The 13,185-nt window shown below is 36.6% G+C and carries 24 protein-coding genes and 1 pseudogene; 1 reads left to right on the top strand and 24 read right to left on the bottom strand.

The genetic code is table 11. The features are described 5' to 3' along the window. Positions 1-156, top strand: a 156-nt coding sequence (locus P9L98_05870; protein MDP8216822.1) for a cold shock domain-containing protein, incomplete at its 5' end; no start/stop codon positions are given. 163 nt (positions 157-319) lie between these two features. Here P9L98_05870 and P9L98_05875 read toward each other — a convergent pair. The 24 genes and pseudogenes from P9L98_05875 to P9L98_05990 form a co-directional block, all read right to left on the bottom strand. After that, entirely contained in the window at positions 320-937 is a 618-nt protein-coding gene (locus tag P9L98_05875; protein ID MDP8216823.1) for a methyltransferase domain-containing protein, read from the bottom strand. Then, positions 937-1,254: a J domain-containing protein gene (locus P9L98_05880; protein ID MDP8216824.1), complete on the bottom strand. Its 318-nt coding sequence runs from the start codon at positions 1,252-1,254 to the stop codon at positions 937-939. Before P9L98_05880 ends, P9L98_05875 begins: the two co-directional genes overlap by 1 nt. A gap of 1 nt (position 1,255) precedes the next feature. Then, complete coding sequence (locus tag P9L98_05885) at positions 1,256-1,564, bottom strand: MTH1187 family thiamine-binding protein (GenBank protein MDP8216825.1); 309 nt, start codon at positions 1,562-1,564, stop codon at positions 1,256-1,258. Between the two features lies 1 nt (position 1,565). Further along, on the bottom strand, positions 1,566-2,027 hold the full coding sequence (locus P9L98_05890) for an OsmC family protein (GenBank protein ID MDP8216826.1): 462 nt from the start codon (positions 2,025-2,027) through the stop codon (positions 1,566-1,568). 31 nt (positions 2,028-2,058) lie between these two features. Beyond that, positions 2,059-2,265: a zinc ribbon domain-containing protein gene (locus P9L98_05895; protein ID MDP8216827.1), complete on the bottom strand. Its 207-nt coding sequence runs from the start codon at positions 2,263-2,265 to the stop codon at positions 2,059-2,061. Between the two features lie 47 nt (positions 2,266-2,312). Beyond that, positions 2,313-2,507 carry a thioredoxin domain-containing protein gene (locus tag P9L98_05900; GenBank protein MDP8216828.1) on the bottom strand — a complete coding sequence of 65 codons (195 nt, stop codon included), beginning with the start codon at positions 2,505-2,507 and terminating at the stop codon, positions 2,313-2,315. Continuing rightward, a pseudogene (locus P9L98_05905) lies at positions 2,497-2,685 on the bottom strand (ZIP family metal transporter). Before P9L98_05905 ends, P9L98_05900 begins: the two are co-directional and overlap by 11 nt. 40 nt (positions 2,686-2,725) lie before the next feature. Then, a complete protein-coding gene (locus P9L98_05910) occupies positions 2,726-3,439 on the bottom strand; it encodes an MBL fold metallo-hydrolase (protein ID MDP8216829.1) in 714 nt (237 codons plus the stop codon). Between the two features lie 122 nt (positions 3,440-3,561). Beyond that, on the bottom strand, positions 3,562-4,152 hold the full coding sequence (locus P9L98_05915; protein MDP8216830.1) for a uracil-DNA glycosylase: 591 nt from the start codon (positions 4,150-4,152) through the stop codon (positions 3,562-3,564). Next, positions 4,149-4,649, bottom strand: coding sequence for an NUDIX hydrolase (locus P9L98_05920; protein MDP8216831.1), 501 nt, complete (start codon positions 4,647-4,649; stop codon positions 4,149-4,151). The genes P9L98_05915 and P9L98_05920 overlap by 4 nt, the downstream gene beginning before the upstream one ends. 19 nt (positions 4,650-4,668) lie before the next feature. Then, the gene (locus P9L98_05925; protein MDP8216832.1) at positions 4,669-4,917 is read right to left on the bottom strand and encodes a zinc ribbon domain-containing protein; all 249 of its coding nucleotides are present in this window, start codon (positions 4,915-4,917) and stop codon (positions 4,669-4,671) included. Between the two features lie 28 nt (positions 4,918-4,945). Beyond that, positions 4,946-5,851: an ARMT1-like domain-containing protein gene (locus P9L98_05930; protein MDP8216833.1), complete on the bottom strand. Its 906-nt coding sequence runs from the start codon at positions 5,849-5,851 to the stop codon at positions 4,946-4,948. A gap of 3 nt (positions 5,852-5,854) precedes the next feature. Next, positions 5,855-6,058 carry a uracil-DNA glycosylase gene (locus P9L98_05935; protein ID MDP8216834.1) on the bottom strand — a complete coding sequence of 68 codons (204 nt, stop codon included), beginning with the start codon at positions 6,056-6,058 and terminating at the stop codon, positions 5,855-5,857. Further along, positions 6,048-6,881 carry an Mrp/NBP35 family ATP-binding protein gene (locus P9L98_05940; GenBank protein MDP8216835.1) on the bottom strand — a complete coding sequence of 278 codons (834 nt, stop codon included), beginning with the start codon at positions 6,879-6,881 and terminating at the stop codon, positions 6,048-6,050. Before P9L98_05940 ends, P9L98_05935 begins: the two co-directional genes overlap by 11 nt. A 10-nt stretch (positions 6,882-6,891) precedes the next feature. Beyond that, the gene (locus tag P9L98_05945; protein MDP8216836.1) at positions 6,892-7,218 is read right to left on the bottom strand and encodes a DUF169 domain-containing protein; all 327 of its coding nucleotides are present in this window, start codon (positions 7,216-7,218) and stop codon (positions 6,892-6,894) included. Positions 7,219-7,223: 5 nt separating this feature from the next. Then, positions 7,224-7,502 carry a DUF169 domain-containing protein gene (locus P9L98_05950; protein ID MDP8216837.1) on the bottom strand — a complete coding sequence of 93 codons (279 nt, stop codon included), beginning with the start codon at positions 7,500-7,502 and terminating at the stop codon, positions 7,224-7,226. A 32-nt stretch (positions 7,503-7,534) separates the two neighbouring features. After that, on the bottom strand, positions 7,535-8,395 hold the full coding sequence (locus tag P9L98_05955) for an ATP-binding protein (GenBank protein ID MDP8216838.1): 861 nt from the start codon (positions 8,393-8,395) through the stop codon (positions 7,535-7,537). A gap of 25 nt (positions 8,396-8,420) precedes the next feature. Then, complete coding sequence (locus tag P9L98_05960) at positions 8,421-9,776, bottom strand: FAD-dependent oxidoreductase (protein ID MDP8216839.1); 1,356 nt, start codon at positions 9,774-9,776, stop codon at positions 8,421-8,423. A 10-nt stretch (positions 9,777-9,786) separates the two neighbouring features. Then, positions 9,787-10,632 carry an ATP-binding protein gene (locus tag P9L98_05965; protein MDP8216840.1) on the bottom strand — a complete coding sequence of 282 codons (846 nt, stop codon included), beginning with the start codon at positions 10,630-10,632 and terminating at the stop codon, positions 9,787-9,789. A 47-nt stretch (positions 10,633-10,679) separates the two neighbouring features. Next, on the bottom strand, positions 10,680-10,904 hold the full coding sequence (locus tag P9L98_05970; GenBank protein ID MDP8216841.1) for a DUF5320 domain-containing protein: 225 nt from the start codon (positions 10,902-10,904) through the stop codon (positions 10,680-10,682). Between the two features lie 23 nt (positions 10,905-10,927). Continuing rightward, a complete protein-coding gene (locus tag P9L98_05975; GenBank protein MDP8216842.1) occupies positions 10,928-11,293 on the bottom strand; it encodes a NifB/NifX family molybdenum-iron cluster-binding protein in 366 nt (121 codons plus the stop codon). A gap of 38 nt (positions 11,294-11,331) precedes the next feature. After that, entirely contained in the window at positions 11,332-11,736 is a 405-nt protein-coding gene (locus tag P9L98_05980) for a NifB/NifX family molybdenum-iron cluster-binding protein (GenBank protein MDP8216843.1), read from the bottom strand. 71 nt (positions 11,737-11,807) lie between these two features. Further along, on the bottom strand, positions 11,808-12,173 hold the full coding sequence (locus P9L98_05985) for a DUF5320 domain-containing protein (GenBank protein ID MDP8216844.1): 366 nt from the start codon (positions 12,171-12,173) through the stop codon (positions 11,808-11,810). 1 nt (position 12,174) lies between these two features. Continuing rightward, a complete protein-coding gene (locus P9L98_05990; protein ID MDP8216845.1) occupies positions 12,175-12,663 on the bottom strand; it encodes a Fur family transcriptional regulator in 489 nt (162 codons plus the stop codon). Positions 12,664-13,185 lie beyond the last annotated feature (522 nt).

The following is a 13,185-nucleotide window of genomic DNA, read 5'->3' on the forward strand; positions in this document are numbered from 1 at the left end:
GGATTTATTACTCCCGAAGAAGGCAAAGATGTATTCGTACATCATAGTGCAATCCAGGGCTCAGGCTATGCTTCACTTGATGAAGGGCAGCCTGTTGAGTTTGAAATTGAAGACGGTGCAAAAGGTCAGCGCGCTATCAATGTAGTAAAAATATAACCGGTTGTTTAGAAAGCCCGTCGAGAAACTTTGACGGGCTTTTTCTATTAAATTACTAAACTGAGCAGCAATAATTCAAAGACATATTTTATCACTGATTCTTGAAAGCTACGGCTGGATATATCCTAAATATACCGCAAAAAAGACAACCGTTAATACATCTCTATATTTTTTCTGCTGATACCACTACAAAACCGCCTCTGTTAAATCCTTTTTGTGGTTCTTCTATCGATCTTATCTTATCTGGCAAATCAAATATTGTTTGATAGCAATCAAACTTATTAAACCCTACGATATCAAGTAAATCAGTTACATCTTTTGTGCTAAAGAAGCTTGCCTTTTTATAAAATAGACTTTTCTTCTTCTGATAAAATTTGCCTAAAAAACTATTCTTATCAAGAATACCAATAATAATCTTACCATTATCTTTTAAAACTCTTTTAACTTCTTCTAAAACTCTTTTTGGATCTTTAACAAAACATAGAGAAATAATGATGGTCACATAATCAAAATGGCTATCTTCAAACGGTAAATACTCTCCATATCCTAACCTTACATCTACTCCTCTCTCTTCGGCAATCTTAAGCATATTTCTTGAGGGGTCAATCCCGATTGTAACACCTAAGGCATGAGCAAACTGCCCTGTACCCACACCAATTTCTAAACCCTTACCACTTTTAGGTAAAACTTTTCTAACAGCTTTTAATTCTGATAAATAAGCAGATTTATTTTTATCATACCAATTATCATACTTTTTATAATAACGGTCAAAAACACTCATTACAAATCCAAATTTCCCCACCAGCCGTCATAAAATCTCTTTAGATGCTCATAGAATTCCTTATTTACGGTATTCGTCTTTACGTCTTTTTCTTTTAAAGAATATTTGTAACCCGAACAATAGCTCATCAAAATATCATTGGCATGAGTTATCTTTTTAAATATCTCCTCACACTCTTTCTTCTTCTTGCCTTTGCATCTGTCAGGATGATACTTTAAAGCTAATTCTCTGTATTTACTTTTGATTTCTTCTAAAGTCACTATTTCACCTAAACCCAATATCCTTCTCGCCTGATTAATCTGTTTAAAGTTTGCCATTTTAAATCTTTAATTTCTTCTGTACCGATTTTACTTTACCTTCCAGCGTTAATTTTTTATCTTTTCTCTCATCTATCTTGATTGTCGTCACTACTCTCTTTATATTATTACTTAATACTGCATTATGCATCTTGCCTGCAATTTCTAATAGCTGCGCAAGTGAGCTTGTTTTTATTATTGTACCCATGGAAGTAAGTCGATACTTTACTCCCTTTTGTTTTTTCAGTACTTTTATTGCTTCTGCTACATATTTGCTAACCGATGTGGTTTTTGTACCCAAAGGCACAATGCTAATTTCCATAATTGGCATTTTAGCTTTCTCCTTTAAACTCTATTATATCAGGGATAACTTTAATTTTGGATTTTATAGAATTAGATATCAAACAGTTCTTCTCAGCATAATATAGAAGTTCTTCTGCCTCTTTGATTTGATTACTCGAAACAACCACAATCTTTGGTCTAATGTTAATTTCAGAAAACATAAATTGGTTTCCTAATTTTTCTAAAATACCCTCTGCCTCGCTCTCATAATTTAGAAACTCTAGCCTTTCTTTTTCAGCATAATATAAAAAAGTAGTCATAATACAGGAATTAACTGAAGCAACAAATAAATCCTCCGGCGTCCACATGCCCTCATGTCCCTTGAACTCTGGAGGTGTAGCAATTTCAAATGTTGGTTTACTCGATGAGTAAAGAAGCCCTCTCTTTTCTTTAATCCAGGATACAGTTGTCCTATAAATAAATTTTTTACTCCTCTGTTTTATGTTTCCCATATAGCTCCTTTCTTTAAATCTTCAAATTGTTCTAAAGATTGCAGGTTCCCGTGGGGCAACTCCCGCCAAAAGAATCTGATTTGCTGCTATAACTACCCACGCTGAATGCACTAAATATCTTCTCAATTTTTTTACTGCTGCATTTTTTACATTTAAGTTCTACTTTTTTAGAGATTACTCCTACCAATAAATCAAATTTTTCACCGCACTCTTTACAAAGATAAGTATAAATAGGCATCTTTTCTGTTCTCCTTTTTTCACAATACAGGTTTAACTGTATAAATATTAAATATGCGTTTTAATTAATACTTCCAATCCCGCCTTAGGGAGCACTCCTGCAACTCTATCTACGACTTCACCATTCTTAAAAACCGCCAGTGCCGGTATGCTCATTATTTTATAATTTGATGCTGCAGTGAAAGCCTGATCTACATCTACTTTACATACCTTTAATCTTCCCTGATATTTCTCCGATTTCAATGGCAGGAATAATCAAACTAAAAGAAGTTGCTGCCAGCATCACGCCAGCCGCAAATCCAAGTGAAGTATCAAGAAATTTATCAGAGACTTTACGCACAAAAAAAATCAACAAAGCCCCTGCTCCGGTGGCTAAACCCGCTATAAGGCTTGCTAAACTTCCTGCAAGAACCAAATTCATAAAAATAGCTTATTATCCTATTTACAACCGCACAAATTAATTAAATTTCAAATACCTGCCCTGCTTTTATCGAAACAAAACCACTGCCATATCTATCTTCAAAAATATTCTCTGCTTTCCTACCACTGCAATGAGTAGGGCCGACTTTTTTAACGTTCATCTCCTTAAATCTTTCCACTACAACTTCTACGGCCCTTTTATCCTTATCCATTAGATGAAATCCACCGAAAACAAAGTAAAGCTGCTCCTTAGGAAATTCTTCTTTAACCTTTTCTACCATTTTCACAACTCCGGGATGAGCACATCCTGTTATCACAGAAATACCGTTTTCTGTTTTTACAATAAGCGCTTGCTCTGGCATATATTGACCGTCATATGAACCAGAGATTTCTCCGGTAATAAAAATATTTTTTTCAATTTTGGTAAATTTATCTGCCTCTACAAGTTTTCCCTGCAGCTTTTTAACTTTTTCCTTAAATTCTCTGCTAAAACCAGGACAGGCATAAACTTTAAGTTCTTTTCTTTTTTTAAGCAATTCCCATAACCCTCCGGTATGATCCCAGTGATCATGGGAAATAACAACTGCTTCTACACGTGAAATATCAGCCCTCATGATTTTAATATTATTAAACAAATACTTCCCGCTTTCTCCGGTATCGAACAGAATGCAGCTGTTAACTAAACAAGAGAATCCCCATCCTGCTGAAAACTTCTTATTTATTACATTGTTATTAAAAAATATCTCGGTTTTCATTTTTTAACTTCTCTATCTGAAGTAATACAGCTTTGCGTATCTGCTTACTTTAAAATACATGGCTATCACTTTTGTTTATTTTTTTAATTAAAAGAGGTTTAACATTCATTTTTATCTCTAGTTTATTTTTCTTTAAAATTCAAATTTTGCCAGTCTTTCTTCACTAATTCTAATAACCCGGGTGTTCTTAACGCCGCAGCAGGGTGAAACATTGGAATTATTTTTATATTTCTGCCTGTATCAAATAAATCTCCAATAGAAACACGGAGAAGCTGCCCATGAATCTCTGAAATCCTTTTATTAGGCAAATCATACTTCTTTAAAATATATTGTGCTGCTATAGAATCTAAAGGAATGATCACTTCTGGTTTTATTATTTCTATCTGCTTATCAAGATAGATAACACAGGCATCTACTTCCTTCTGCCCTATTGCATAAGTAGAAGCATGGCATTTTATAATATTAGTTATATAAAAAGCACCTCTGTTTAATTTAGCTGATTGCAAAAGCTCATTTAAAAAATCACCTGCTGGTCCAATAAACAATTTCCCTGTTGAATTTTCTCTCTCTCCGGGAGATAAACCGATTAGCATAACTTTAGCATTCTTTTCCCCTTCTGCAAATACAACTTTATCTCTAAATTTATAGAGTCCGCATTTTTCACAAGTTCCTACCGTTTCTAAAATTTCATTTAAACTATTTAAATTAATCATCTATTTTCAAAAACTTCTGCTATCATCTTCCTGTGAGTCAAAAAAGGAATCTGCGGTAAATTCTCCCAATTAATGAATTTTGCTTCTTTTACTTCATTACTTATAATAATACTTTCATTGAAAGTTCTGACCTTATAACCAAGAACAATCAAATTCCCATATTCTTTTGTTTTCTGAACATAGACCCCTATCAATCCAGTTATTTTTCCCTTTATTCCTGTCTCTTCTTTCAATTCTCGTAAACAAGCATCTTGGGGAGTTTCATTCAATTCAATAAAACCTCCCGGTAACGCCCATTTATTCATACCAGGTTCAAGATTTCTCTTAGCTATAAGTACCTTGCCTTCTCTATTCACTGCTACACAGGCTGTGACAGGCAGCGGATTTTTATAATTTATCCAACCGCATTCCTGACAAATCAATCTTTTTCGGCCGTCTATTTGAACTCTGCGCAAAGAATAGTTGCATAAAGGACAAAATTTAAACAGAGCTTCCATTATCTTTTACATACCCTCTTCATCTCGAACAAGGCGGTTTATCGCACCGCTCATCCCTGCCGCAGCAAGTTTTATTACCAGAGGAATTATTCCTGTAATCAGTTGCGTAAAAACCCGAGCCTTTAAAAATTATCCCCATCCCCTTGCCAATTAAGCGTTTAATACTCTTACTACATTTAGGGCATTTTTTAATTGGGTTATCACTCATCTGTTGAAACTTTTCAAACTTATAACCGCAGTTTTCACATAAATATTCATATGTCGGCATACAAATCACCTCTTTATTTTTTAATGAATTATGTCAATTGCCCTTTTCCTTTACCCTGATGAGAAAACAGAATAACATCTCCTACCCTGCATCCAACATCCAGAGCAATTACCGGACATTTAGCCATAAATAGAAAAAATATCTCACGCCTGGCATCAGATAACGCTTCAAAATTTCCCTGCCCCTTGCTAATAACCATATCTGCTTTTTTATACATTAATAAGAACTCTTTTGAACATAACGAAAGAATTGTCCCAGGAGCATCCGAACCTGAAGAAACAACTTCTGCTATTTTATTAATTCCACACATATAAGCATCTTTAATCAAAGCATCGTTAATAACCGGCTTTTCTTTAACAGCATAGATAATCCTTTTGCCTTTATCAATTCTTTTAATCTCCTCAATAAGAATGCGGTCAAAAACTGTTTCTCCAGCATTATCAGCCAAATAAAGAATAGTTTTTGCCCCTTTTAAAACACTCTTAAATCTTAGATAATCAAATATCTCTTTATTCTCTTCTTTAATGGTTTTATTTTCTTCATCCAGAATCCTTGCTAATTCCACATTGACGTTTAAAGAATTCTTTACTCCGTAATCAATTATATTCCCGGCAATAGCCAACTCAACTGCCATTAATAACCTATCGTGTGAATGCTCTACTTTCTTCTTCAATTTATTATAAATACTCAAAGCAAGTTTATTGCTTTTCTCTTTTATCTTTAAATAAGGGTCATCTTTTTTAGTTATCTCCCTAGCCAACCCATAGATATTTCTGCCCATTTCCGGCGGCGAGGAAGTTAAAGAGAACTCCGGTAGAATAGCGGCAACTTTATTTAATATTCTCTTCTGCATCTTTTTATCTGCACCAGCCATTCTTGCAGCTTCAAGAGCTTGTTTAAAAAAACAGGGAATACAGTCTAAATAGGTTTTCATCTCTTATTTTAAATTTTTATCAATCGTGCCGTCCGGCATCATGTTATCAGAATGATATAAACCCTCATTTTCCATTTTATATCTTACACATTTTAAATAATCTCCCCAGCAATAATTCTCAATCCATTTTCTATCCAATTTACCCTGCTCATAAAATCTCTTCAGAGGACAAACATCAAACCATTTGCAATTTTCTTTACGGCTCATTGCTCTTCATATAGAGAATAACTTTGTCTATTATTTCATCCATAATTTTTGCTGTTTCTGTTTCCTTTTTAAAATGGATAAATGGCTTCCCGGAATCTCCAAATTTTACTATTTCCGGTTCAACAGAAACTCTTCCCAAAAAAGGAACACTTAAATCAAAAGCAGCTTTTTCACCGCCGCCTATACCAAACAAATCTATCTCTTCCCTGCAATAAGGACATCTAAACCCGCTCATATTTTCAATTATTCCTACAACAGGCACTTTTAATTCTTTAGTAAATAAAACGCTTTTCCTGGAATCCAAAATAGCTACATCCTGCGGTGTTGTAACAATAATGGCACCATCTATATCGGGAATAAGCTGACAAACACTTAAAGGCTCATCGCCTGTGCCGGGAGGAGAATCAATTATTAAATAATCTAATTCACCCCAATTTACATCGCTTAAAAACTGTTTTATAGTAACCATCTTAAGCGGCCCGCGCCAGATTATCGGCTGATCTTTATTGTCTAACAATAACGCCAAACTTACTGCTTTTAAACCAGGTAAAACCTTAATAGGCTCCATACCTAATTCAGACCCGGTAAGTTTTTTTTCTTCTATTCCCAGCATCTTAGCAATATTCGGACCATGAATATCCACATCCAAAATGCCAACTTTATAATCCTTTAAAGCTAAACCGTAAGCTAAATTAACTGCTATGGTAGTTTTACCTACTCCGCCTTTACCGCTTAAAACAATGATTTTATGTTTTATACTGGAGAGCCTTTCCTTAAGGCGCTTCTCTTGCTCAATTCTTCCTCTTTGATCTGTTTTCTGCACTAATAACTCCTTAATCTACAAATATATCAAATAACTTTCTTGGGATACCTATTGCCAAATACTCTCTTCCCATATCAGCATATTTACGCGAATCGTCACAGCCAAAAGAGAGGGTAATCTTTTCTTCCAAATATGTTCTTACTGCAATACTGCCGCATATAGACATCATACTGGATAAAGAGATATCTAAATTCTCGCCTTGGTGATTATGATACATTCTTATTAAACTCATAATTTTCCCCGGTGCCATATACGAGATAACAATGTCCGGTGCATCTTCGGCATTAAGCCCTATATACTTAAACGGCTTTTTAAAATAAGGCGCTTGTGAAAGCATTGATTTTAAAATATTCTTTTTTGTATCCGCCCTTTACTATAACAGCCTTGCAAAAGCTCATCTTTACAGTCAGACGTCCATCCAAAAGCATATTGAGCACCAGGGCAAGAGATACTTTCTTTATCTAAAAGAACAGGATGCAGTATAGCTTTTTTGGTAGCCTCACAAAATCTGACACCATTTAGTCTTTTAACCTCCTTTAAATCCGGCTTTTGGTTGTAAAATTTCACCTTGATCCAATGGCTGCTGAATTTACTGGAAAAGCGCAGGTTAATATTACTCATTCCCTCTCCTTTCTTTTTCCTTCGACAGATTATTATTCTACTTCTTTCTGCAATCTATCCCAAATCTCACTAATTTTTTCTTTCGTCTCTCCGTTAGAATATTCCGCAATTGTTTTACCTTCTACCATTGCTTCTACAACAGTTCTGTCAAAAGCTATCTTCCCGATAAATCCAACATTATTATTCCGGCAATATTTTTCTATCTTCTCAGTAACATCAAGGTTTAAATCGTATTTGTTTATTATCAGTCTAACTGGTACGCTGAAATGCCTGGCCACCCTTATAACCCTATCAGCATCATGTAAACCAGATAGTGTCGGTTCCGTTATGATCAAGGCACAGTCAACACCGGAGATAGATGCGATTACAGGACATCCTATGCCGGGAGATCCATCGATGATAATCCAATCATGATTTTCATTTTCAGCAATCTCTTTTGCTTTTTGTCTTACAAGGCTAACTAACTTACCCGAGTTCTCCTCAGCTATGCCAAGCTTTGCATGGACTAATTGCCCAAAACGCGTCTCTGATATGAACCATTCGCCTGAAGTATTCTCTCTCATCTGAATAGCTCCTGCAGGACATGCAAAACCACAGAATGCGCACCCTTCACAAGCAACCGAGTCAACAATAAACTCTTCGTCTATAGCTTCAAAGCGGCATAATTCTATACACTTTCCACACTGGGTACACTTCTCCTTATCGATAGACGCTGTGACCCCACTCTTAAACTCATGCTTCTCTTTTATCTCTGGAGCCAGCAACAGATGTAAATCCGCTGCGTCAACATCACAATCTGCCATAACTTTATTTTTAGCTAAAGCCGCAAAGGCCCCCGTGATTACGGTCTTACCGGTTCCGCCTTTCCCGCTTATTACAACAATCTGTTTCATACCAATCCTCGCTTAATATTTAACGCTATACTTTCATCTCACTGCATGCATTCTGAGCTGCAAGTATTATAGGATACATTGTCGGCGCACTTGTAAGATACGGATGAGTCGCTACCTGCAAAGTCTCAAGTTCTGTTGCTGACATTCTCTTCTGGATAGCAATTCCGATAATGTTAATTGCCTGAGCACAGGACATGCCGCAGCTTATCTGGCCGCCTAAGATAATCCCTGACTGCTTAGAGAAGACTAGCTTGACCTTGCCTTGGCAAGCACCTGGCAAAGTACCGGGATGTTTATCCACTCCATCCGCAGTTCCAACTATTATCTCAAACCCTTCTTTAAGAGCTGTATTCTCAGTAAGTCCAGCTGAACCAAGAACCAGGCCTCCAATATAAGTAGAGTAGATAGCAATTGTACCTTTATTCTCACGAACAACCTTTATCTGATAGAGATTTGCTCCTGCAATCCTTGCTTCAGCAGTAGCAGTGGAAGCCAGCATAACAGGAATAGCTTTTCTGGTATAAAAATCCTTCTTACAAGAACAGTCCCCAATAGCAAATATATCAGGATCTGATGGTACCCGTCCATATTCATCAGCTAGAATACCTCTACAATGTCCTACCTCTAAACCCGCATCGATTGCTAAATCTATATTCGGTTTTGATCCAACTCCCAATATGACTGCATCTACAGGTCTCTCTTCTCCACCACAGAAACGTACTCTCTCAACCCTCTCATCGCCAACTATCTCCTCAACCTGAGTAGACGTTAAAACCTCCACACTTTTCTCTTTTAAACGTTCTTCGGCCATAAGAGAAAACTCTGGATCAAAAGAGTTAGCCAATAAGCGCGGCAACGTTTCGACTAATGCAACAGAGAGGCCTTCTATTTTGGACAACTCATCAGCAAACTCAACCCCTATAAAACCGCCTCCGATAACCAATATTTTTTTACACTTCTTAATTTCTTCGACCACACTCTTTAAATAACCCATCTCTTTATATATTGGATAGACTCTTTTCTTATCTATACCTTTAATCGGAAGATCAATAGGAACAGAGCCAACGGCTAAGATTAGCTTCTCGTAAAAATATTTATCACCATTGACTGTTTTTACAGATTTTTTCTCTTTATCAATACTAATAGCTTTATCTATTACAATATCTACATTATTTTTTTCTAAAGATGCATTTCCGAGCTTATTCTCTTCGGGGTTTTTTAAGCTCTCAAACATATATGGTATGCCGCAAGGAATAACCCCATTTTTAACATCTTTCATAACTAAAACATTTTTCTCTGGATAATACTTCTTAGCAGTTACAGCACTAACTATTCCTGCCGGACCACCGCCAATAACCAAAATATCTGTCTTCTTCTCCACAAAAACCTCCTTAAGATTTACTTATTTTTAAATATCTTTTAATGCTTTCAAATAACCTCTGAAACTCACTCTTATATTCAGGAAACACCTCTACTATCAACTTACCCTCTGAATAAGCAGAGGCAATCTCTTTTTTAAAAGGTATCCTCATAAGGATTGGAATATTTTCACTAAAGCAATACTCTTCTGTTTTTCTATTTCCTAAATCAGATCTATTAATAATTACTCCAAAAGGCAGCTCTATCTTTCTTACAACCTCTACCGCTAGAATTAGATCATTTAGACCAAATGGAGTAGGCTCAGTAACAAGGACAACAAAATCCGTATCTTTTATAGCTGTAATCACAGGACATGATGTTCCCGGAGGAGCATCTATAATAACAGTCTTTTCTTTGTTAATATATCTCTTGACAGCTTTAATTAACGGAGGAGCCATCATTTCTGATATATTAAGCTTACCGTGAATAAATTCTAGTCTCTCCTTGCTTCCCAATTCAACAACGCCTATATTTTTATCAATCTCTTTTATAGCTTTCTCTGGACAAAAATAGCTGCAAGAACCGCAACCATGGCATAGCTCAGGGAAGACAAGTACTTTTTTATTAACTATGGCTATAGCATTATAGACACAGACTTCTTGACACTTCCCACAGCTATTACACTTCTCTTCATCTATCTCAGGTACAGGAATAGAGATAATCTCTCTATCTTTAATCTCAGGTTTTATAAAAATATGTGAGTTTGGCTCCTCAACATCACAATCTAGGAGCTGTGTATTGGAAAGAGAAAAAGCCAGGTTTGTAGCTATAGTAGTCTTACCTGTTCCGCCCTTTCCGCTGGCAATTGAAATAACCAATTCTCTCTTCCTTAAATTTATTTTAATTTTAGAATATTAACGCTGATTTAAACTCTGACCATCTTAGCGCCGCATTTGGGACAACTCATAGAATAGCAAGGAACTCCTACGCTATGGGCTATCTTTGTATTACAACTTGGGCAGATGCACTCTCCTGCAGGCCCTGAGCCTGCCTTATTGCCACCCATTCTGCCTCGACCTCCAGCTCTACCCATACCTCTACCAGTTCCTGATCCAGCCCCGAAAGGGCCTGTTCCATCGCCTCTAGGCATTTTAAACCTCCTTTAAATTATCTCTAACTCATTCCAGACTTAGAGTCTACGCTAGGTCCCTGAGTTGATTTAAATTCACCCGCTTTATATCTTTCTACTGCTTCTTTAACAGAACCCGAAGCTCCGGTAATAACATCAACATTTGCTGCTTCTAATGTTCTAAATGCATTAGGACCGACATTGCCTGTAATAACAGCACTCACCTCTTTAGATGCTACTAACTGCCCGGATTGTATCCCTGCTCCGCCGGCAGCAGAGATGCTGCCATTCTCAATTGCTTCAAACTCTAATGTATCTGTATCTACGATTATAAAATAGGCACATCTTCCAAACCTTGGATCAATCAAAGAATCTAAATTATCTCCTTGCGCAGTAACGCATACTTTCATCTTTTCATACCTCCATTTTAAATTATTCTATACTAATATTAAGCTTTAGGCCGATCAATTTCCTCATCTTCATGTTCACACTCGGTCTTCTCCACTCCATATCCTCTTCCTGCTCCCGGATTGCAGAGACTCTCACCACCTTCAAGTTCACCGGCGACAATTTTATTGATTACATCATCTATACTACCGCTAATTCCAACTATTACATCTATTTTTACCTGATTGAATAGATTTAAAGCATTCATTCCCATACCGCCGGCAATAATAACATTGACCCCTTCATTATGCAAAAACTGAGGCAAGTATCCTGGATGATGACCGGGATTATTAATGGTCTTTCTATTCACCGCTTCTTTATCTTCTACCTCAAGAATAGTAAAAGAAGGGCATCTGCCAAAATGAGCAGATACCGAATTGCCATCTGTTGATATTGCTATTTTCAAAATTATACCTCCTAAAAATTACGAAATAGGCGGGAGTAAAGATAGCTCTACTCCCACTTATCTCTTCTTATTTACTTCTCTTTAGATCCTGCACTGGATTCCAGTTCTTTTATCCGCTCATTAACTATATTAACCTCATCCTGCATAGCTTTAAGCTGCTCTTTAAGCATACCTGCTTCTTGCTGAGGGCTCAAGTCAGAAGTATAAGGATAAGCAACTGGATAATAAGGATAAGCGGAAGCCCTAAAACCAAAACCTCTACCCATCCCGCGTCCAAAACCACGGCCTCTACCTAATCCACGTCCAAAACCGTAACCAAAACCTCCACCTGATACCGGATTCATATAACCTGGGGTAGAGTAACCAGCACAATAACCTGCTCCGCGACCTGTCATTGGACCCATTCCTGCTGGACCTGCTCCATCTCCGCCTGGCATATTAATCACCTCCTTCTGTTTCTTTGTTTTTTTGACATTTATCGCATAAACCGAAAAACCTCATAAAATGGCTGCTTATTTTAAAACCATACTTCTTAGAGAGGCCCTTTTCAACGCGCTTAAGTAATTCAACCTCTTCATCAATATAGTCTCTATAATCAATAATCTTACCGCAAGCGGTACAGACCAAATGATGGTGATGCATACTTTTAGGACCCTGAGTCAATTCATACCTTGCTCTGCTATCACCAATATTTAACTTAGATACAAGCCCCATCTGGATAAGCAATTCTAAATTGCGATAGATGGTAGCCAGACCTATATTAGGATAGCATCTATTTACAGCAAAATAGATCTCCTCAGCACTCAGGTGTTTATCTGTCTTAGCCAAAACATCTAACAGTACTTCACGAGGTATAGTTAGTCTATACCCACAACCTCTAAATCGTCCATGCCACCACAACTGTCTTGAGCAATTTTGTCTTAGCATCTATATTTCCTTAACGATAATGATTCTCATTATTATTTATACCCCAGAACAAAAACATTGTCAAATGGAAAAATTTGAATATTAAAAACAAAGATATTTACCTTGAATTAGGTGAGGCAGGGCGAGCGACGGGATTTGAACCCGCGACAACTTGAGCCACAGTCAAGTGTATGTCTGGATTATTTAAATTAATTGGTTGTTAGTCTTTAAATATCAACAAGTTATGAGGGGCATATTTTTGTTGGTGATTTTTGCAGTGTCATTGTGGCTATTTTGTGGCTGTTTAAAACCACTTCGACTTAGGAAAAGTGTTAAAAATAGAACAAAATAGATGGCTCCCCGTATTGGACGAGTTATGCAACTGGATGTATACAGAAAAAACTGAAGAACTCTATAAAGAATTAGTTTCTTTACATTGTTCCATTGCCCAAAGAAGTGACACCACCCAAATAAATAAGATAAAATTTATGATTTTAACTGGTGCTGAAATATAAACGAGCGCTATCAAAGATGAGACAAGGA

Origin of the sequence: Candidatus Kaelpia imicola (genome assembly GCA_030765505.1) — a bacterium.
Lineage (GTDB): Bacteria > Omnitrophota > Gorgyraeia > Kaelpiales > Kaelpiaceae > Kaelpia > Kaelpia imicola.

Excerpts from the sequence above, each read along its gene's own strand:
- P9L98_05925 (MDP8216832.1), bottom strand. The coding sequence starts at position 4,917 with ATGCCGACATATGAATATTTATGTGAAAACTGCGGTTATAAGTTTGAA.
- P9L98_05910 (MDP8216829.1), bottom strand. The coding sequence starts at position 3,439 with ATGAAAACCGAGATATTTTTTAATAACAATGTAATAAATAAGAAGTTT.
- P9L98_05930 (MDP8216833.1), bottom strand. The coding sequence starts at position 5,851 with ATGAAAACCTATTTAGACTGTATTCCCTGTTTTTTTAAACAAGCTCTT.
- P9L98_05935 (MDP8216834.1), bottom strand. The coding sequence starts at position 6,058 with ATGAGCCGTAAAGAAAATTGCAAATGGTTTGATGTTTGTCCTCTGAAG.
- P9L98_05915 (MDP8216830.1), bottom strand. The coding sequence starts at position 4,152 with ATGATTAATTTAAATAGTTTAAATGAAATTTTAGAAACGGTAGGAACT.
- P9L98_05950 (MDP8216837.1), bottom strand. The coding sequence starts at position 7,502 with ATGAGTAATATTAACCTGCGCTTTTCCAGTAAATTCAGCAGCCATTGG.
- P9L98_05885 (MDP8216825.1), bottom strand. The coding sequence starts at position 1,564 with ATGCCAATTATGGAAATTAGCATTGTGCCTTTGGGTACAAAAACCACA.
- P9L98_05890 (MDP8216826.1), bottom strand. The coding sequence starts at position 2,027 with ATGGGAAACATAAAACAGAGGAGTAAAAAATTTATTTATAGGACAACT.
- P9L98_05920 (MDP8216831.1), bottom strand. The coding sequence starts at position 4,649 with ATGGAAGCTCTGTTTAAATTTTGTCCTTTATGCAACTATTCTTTGCGC.
- P9L98_05975 (MDP8216842.1), bottom strand. The coding sequence starts at position 11,293 with ATGAAAGTATGCGTTACTGCGCAAGGAGATAATTTAGATTCTTTGATT.
- P9L98_05955 (MDP8216838.1), bottom strand. The coding sequence starts at position 8,395 with ATGAAACAGATTGTTGTAATAAGCGGGAAAGGCGGAACCGGTAAGACC.
- P9L98_05970 (MDP8216841.1), bottom strand. The coding sequence starts at position 10,904 with ATGCCTAGAGGCGATGGAACAGGCCCTTTCGGGGCTGGATCAGGAACT.
- P9L98_05985 (MDP8216844.1), bottom strand. The coding sequence starts at position 12,173 with ATGCCAGGCGGAGATGGAGCAGGTCCAGCAGGAATGGGTCCAATGACA.
- P9L98_05895 (MDP8216827.1), bottom strand. The coding sequence starts at position 2,265 with ATGCCTATTTATACTTATCTTTGTAAAGAGTGCGGTGAAAAATTTGAT.
- P9L98_05945 (MDP8216836.1), bottom strand. The coding sequence starts at position 7,218 with ATGCTTTCACAAGCGCCTTATTTTAAAAAGCCGTTTAAGTATATAGGG.
- P9L98_05875 (MDP8216823.1), bottom strand. The coding sequence starts at position 937 with ATGAGTGTTTTTGACCGTTATTATAAAAAGTATGATAATTGGTATGAT.
- P9L98_05880 (MDP8216824.1), bottom strand. The coding sequence starts at position 1,254 with ATGGCAAACTTTAAACAGATTAATCAGGCGAGAAGGATATTGGGTTTA.
- P9L98_05990 (MDP8216845.1), bottom strand. The coding sequence starts at position 12,663 with ATGCTAAGACAAAATTGCTCAAGACAGTTGTGGTGGCATGGACGATTT.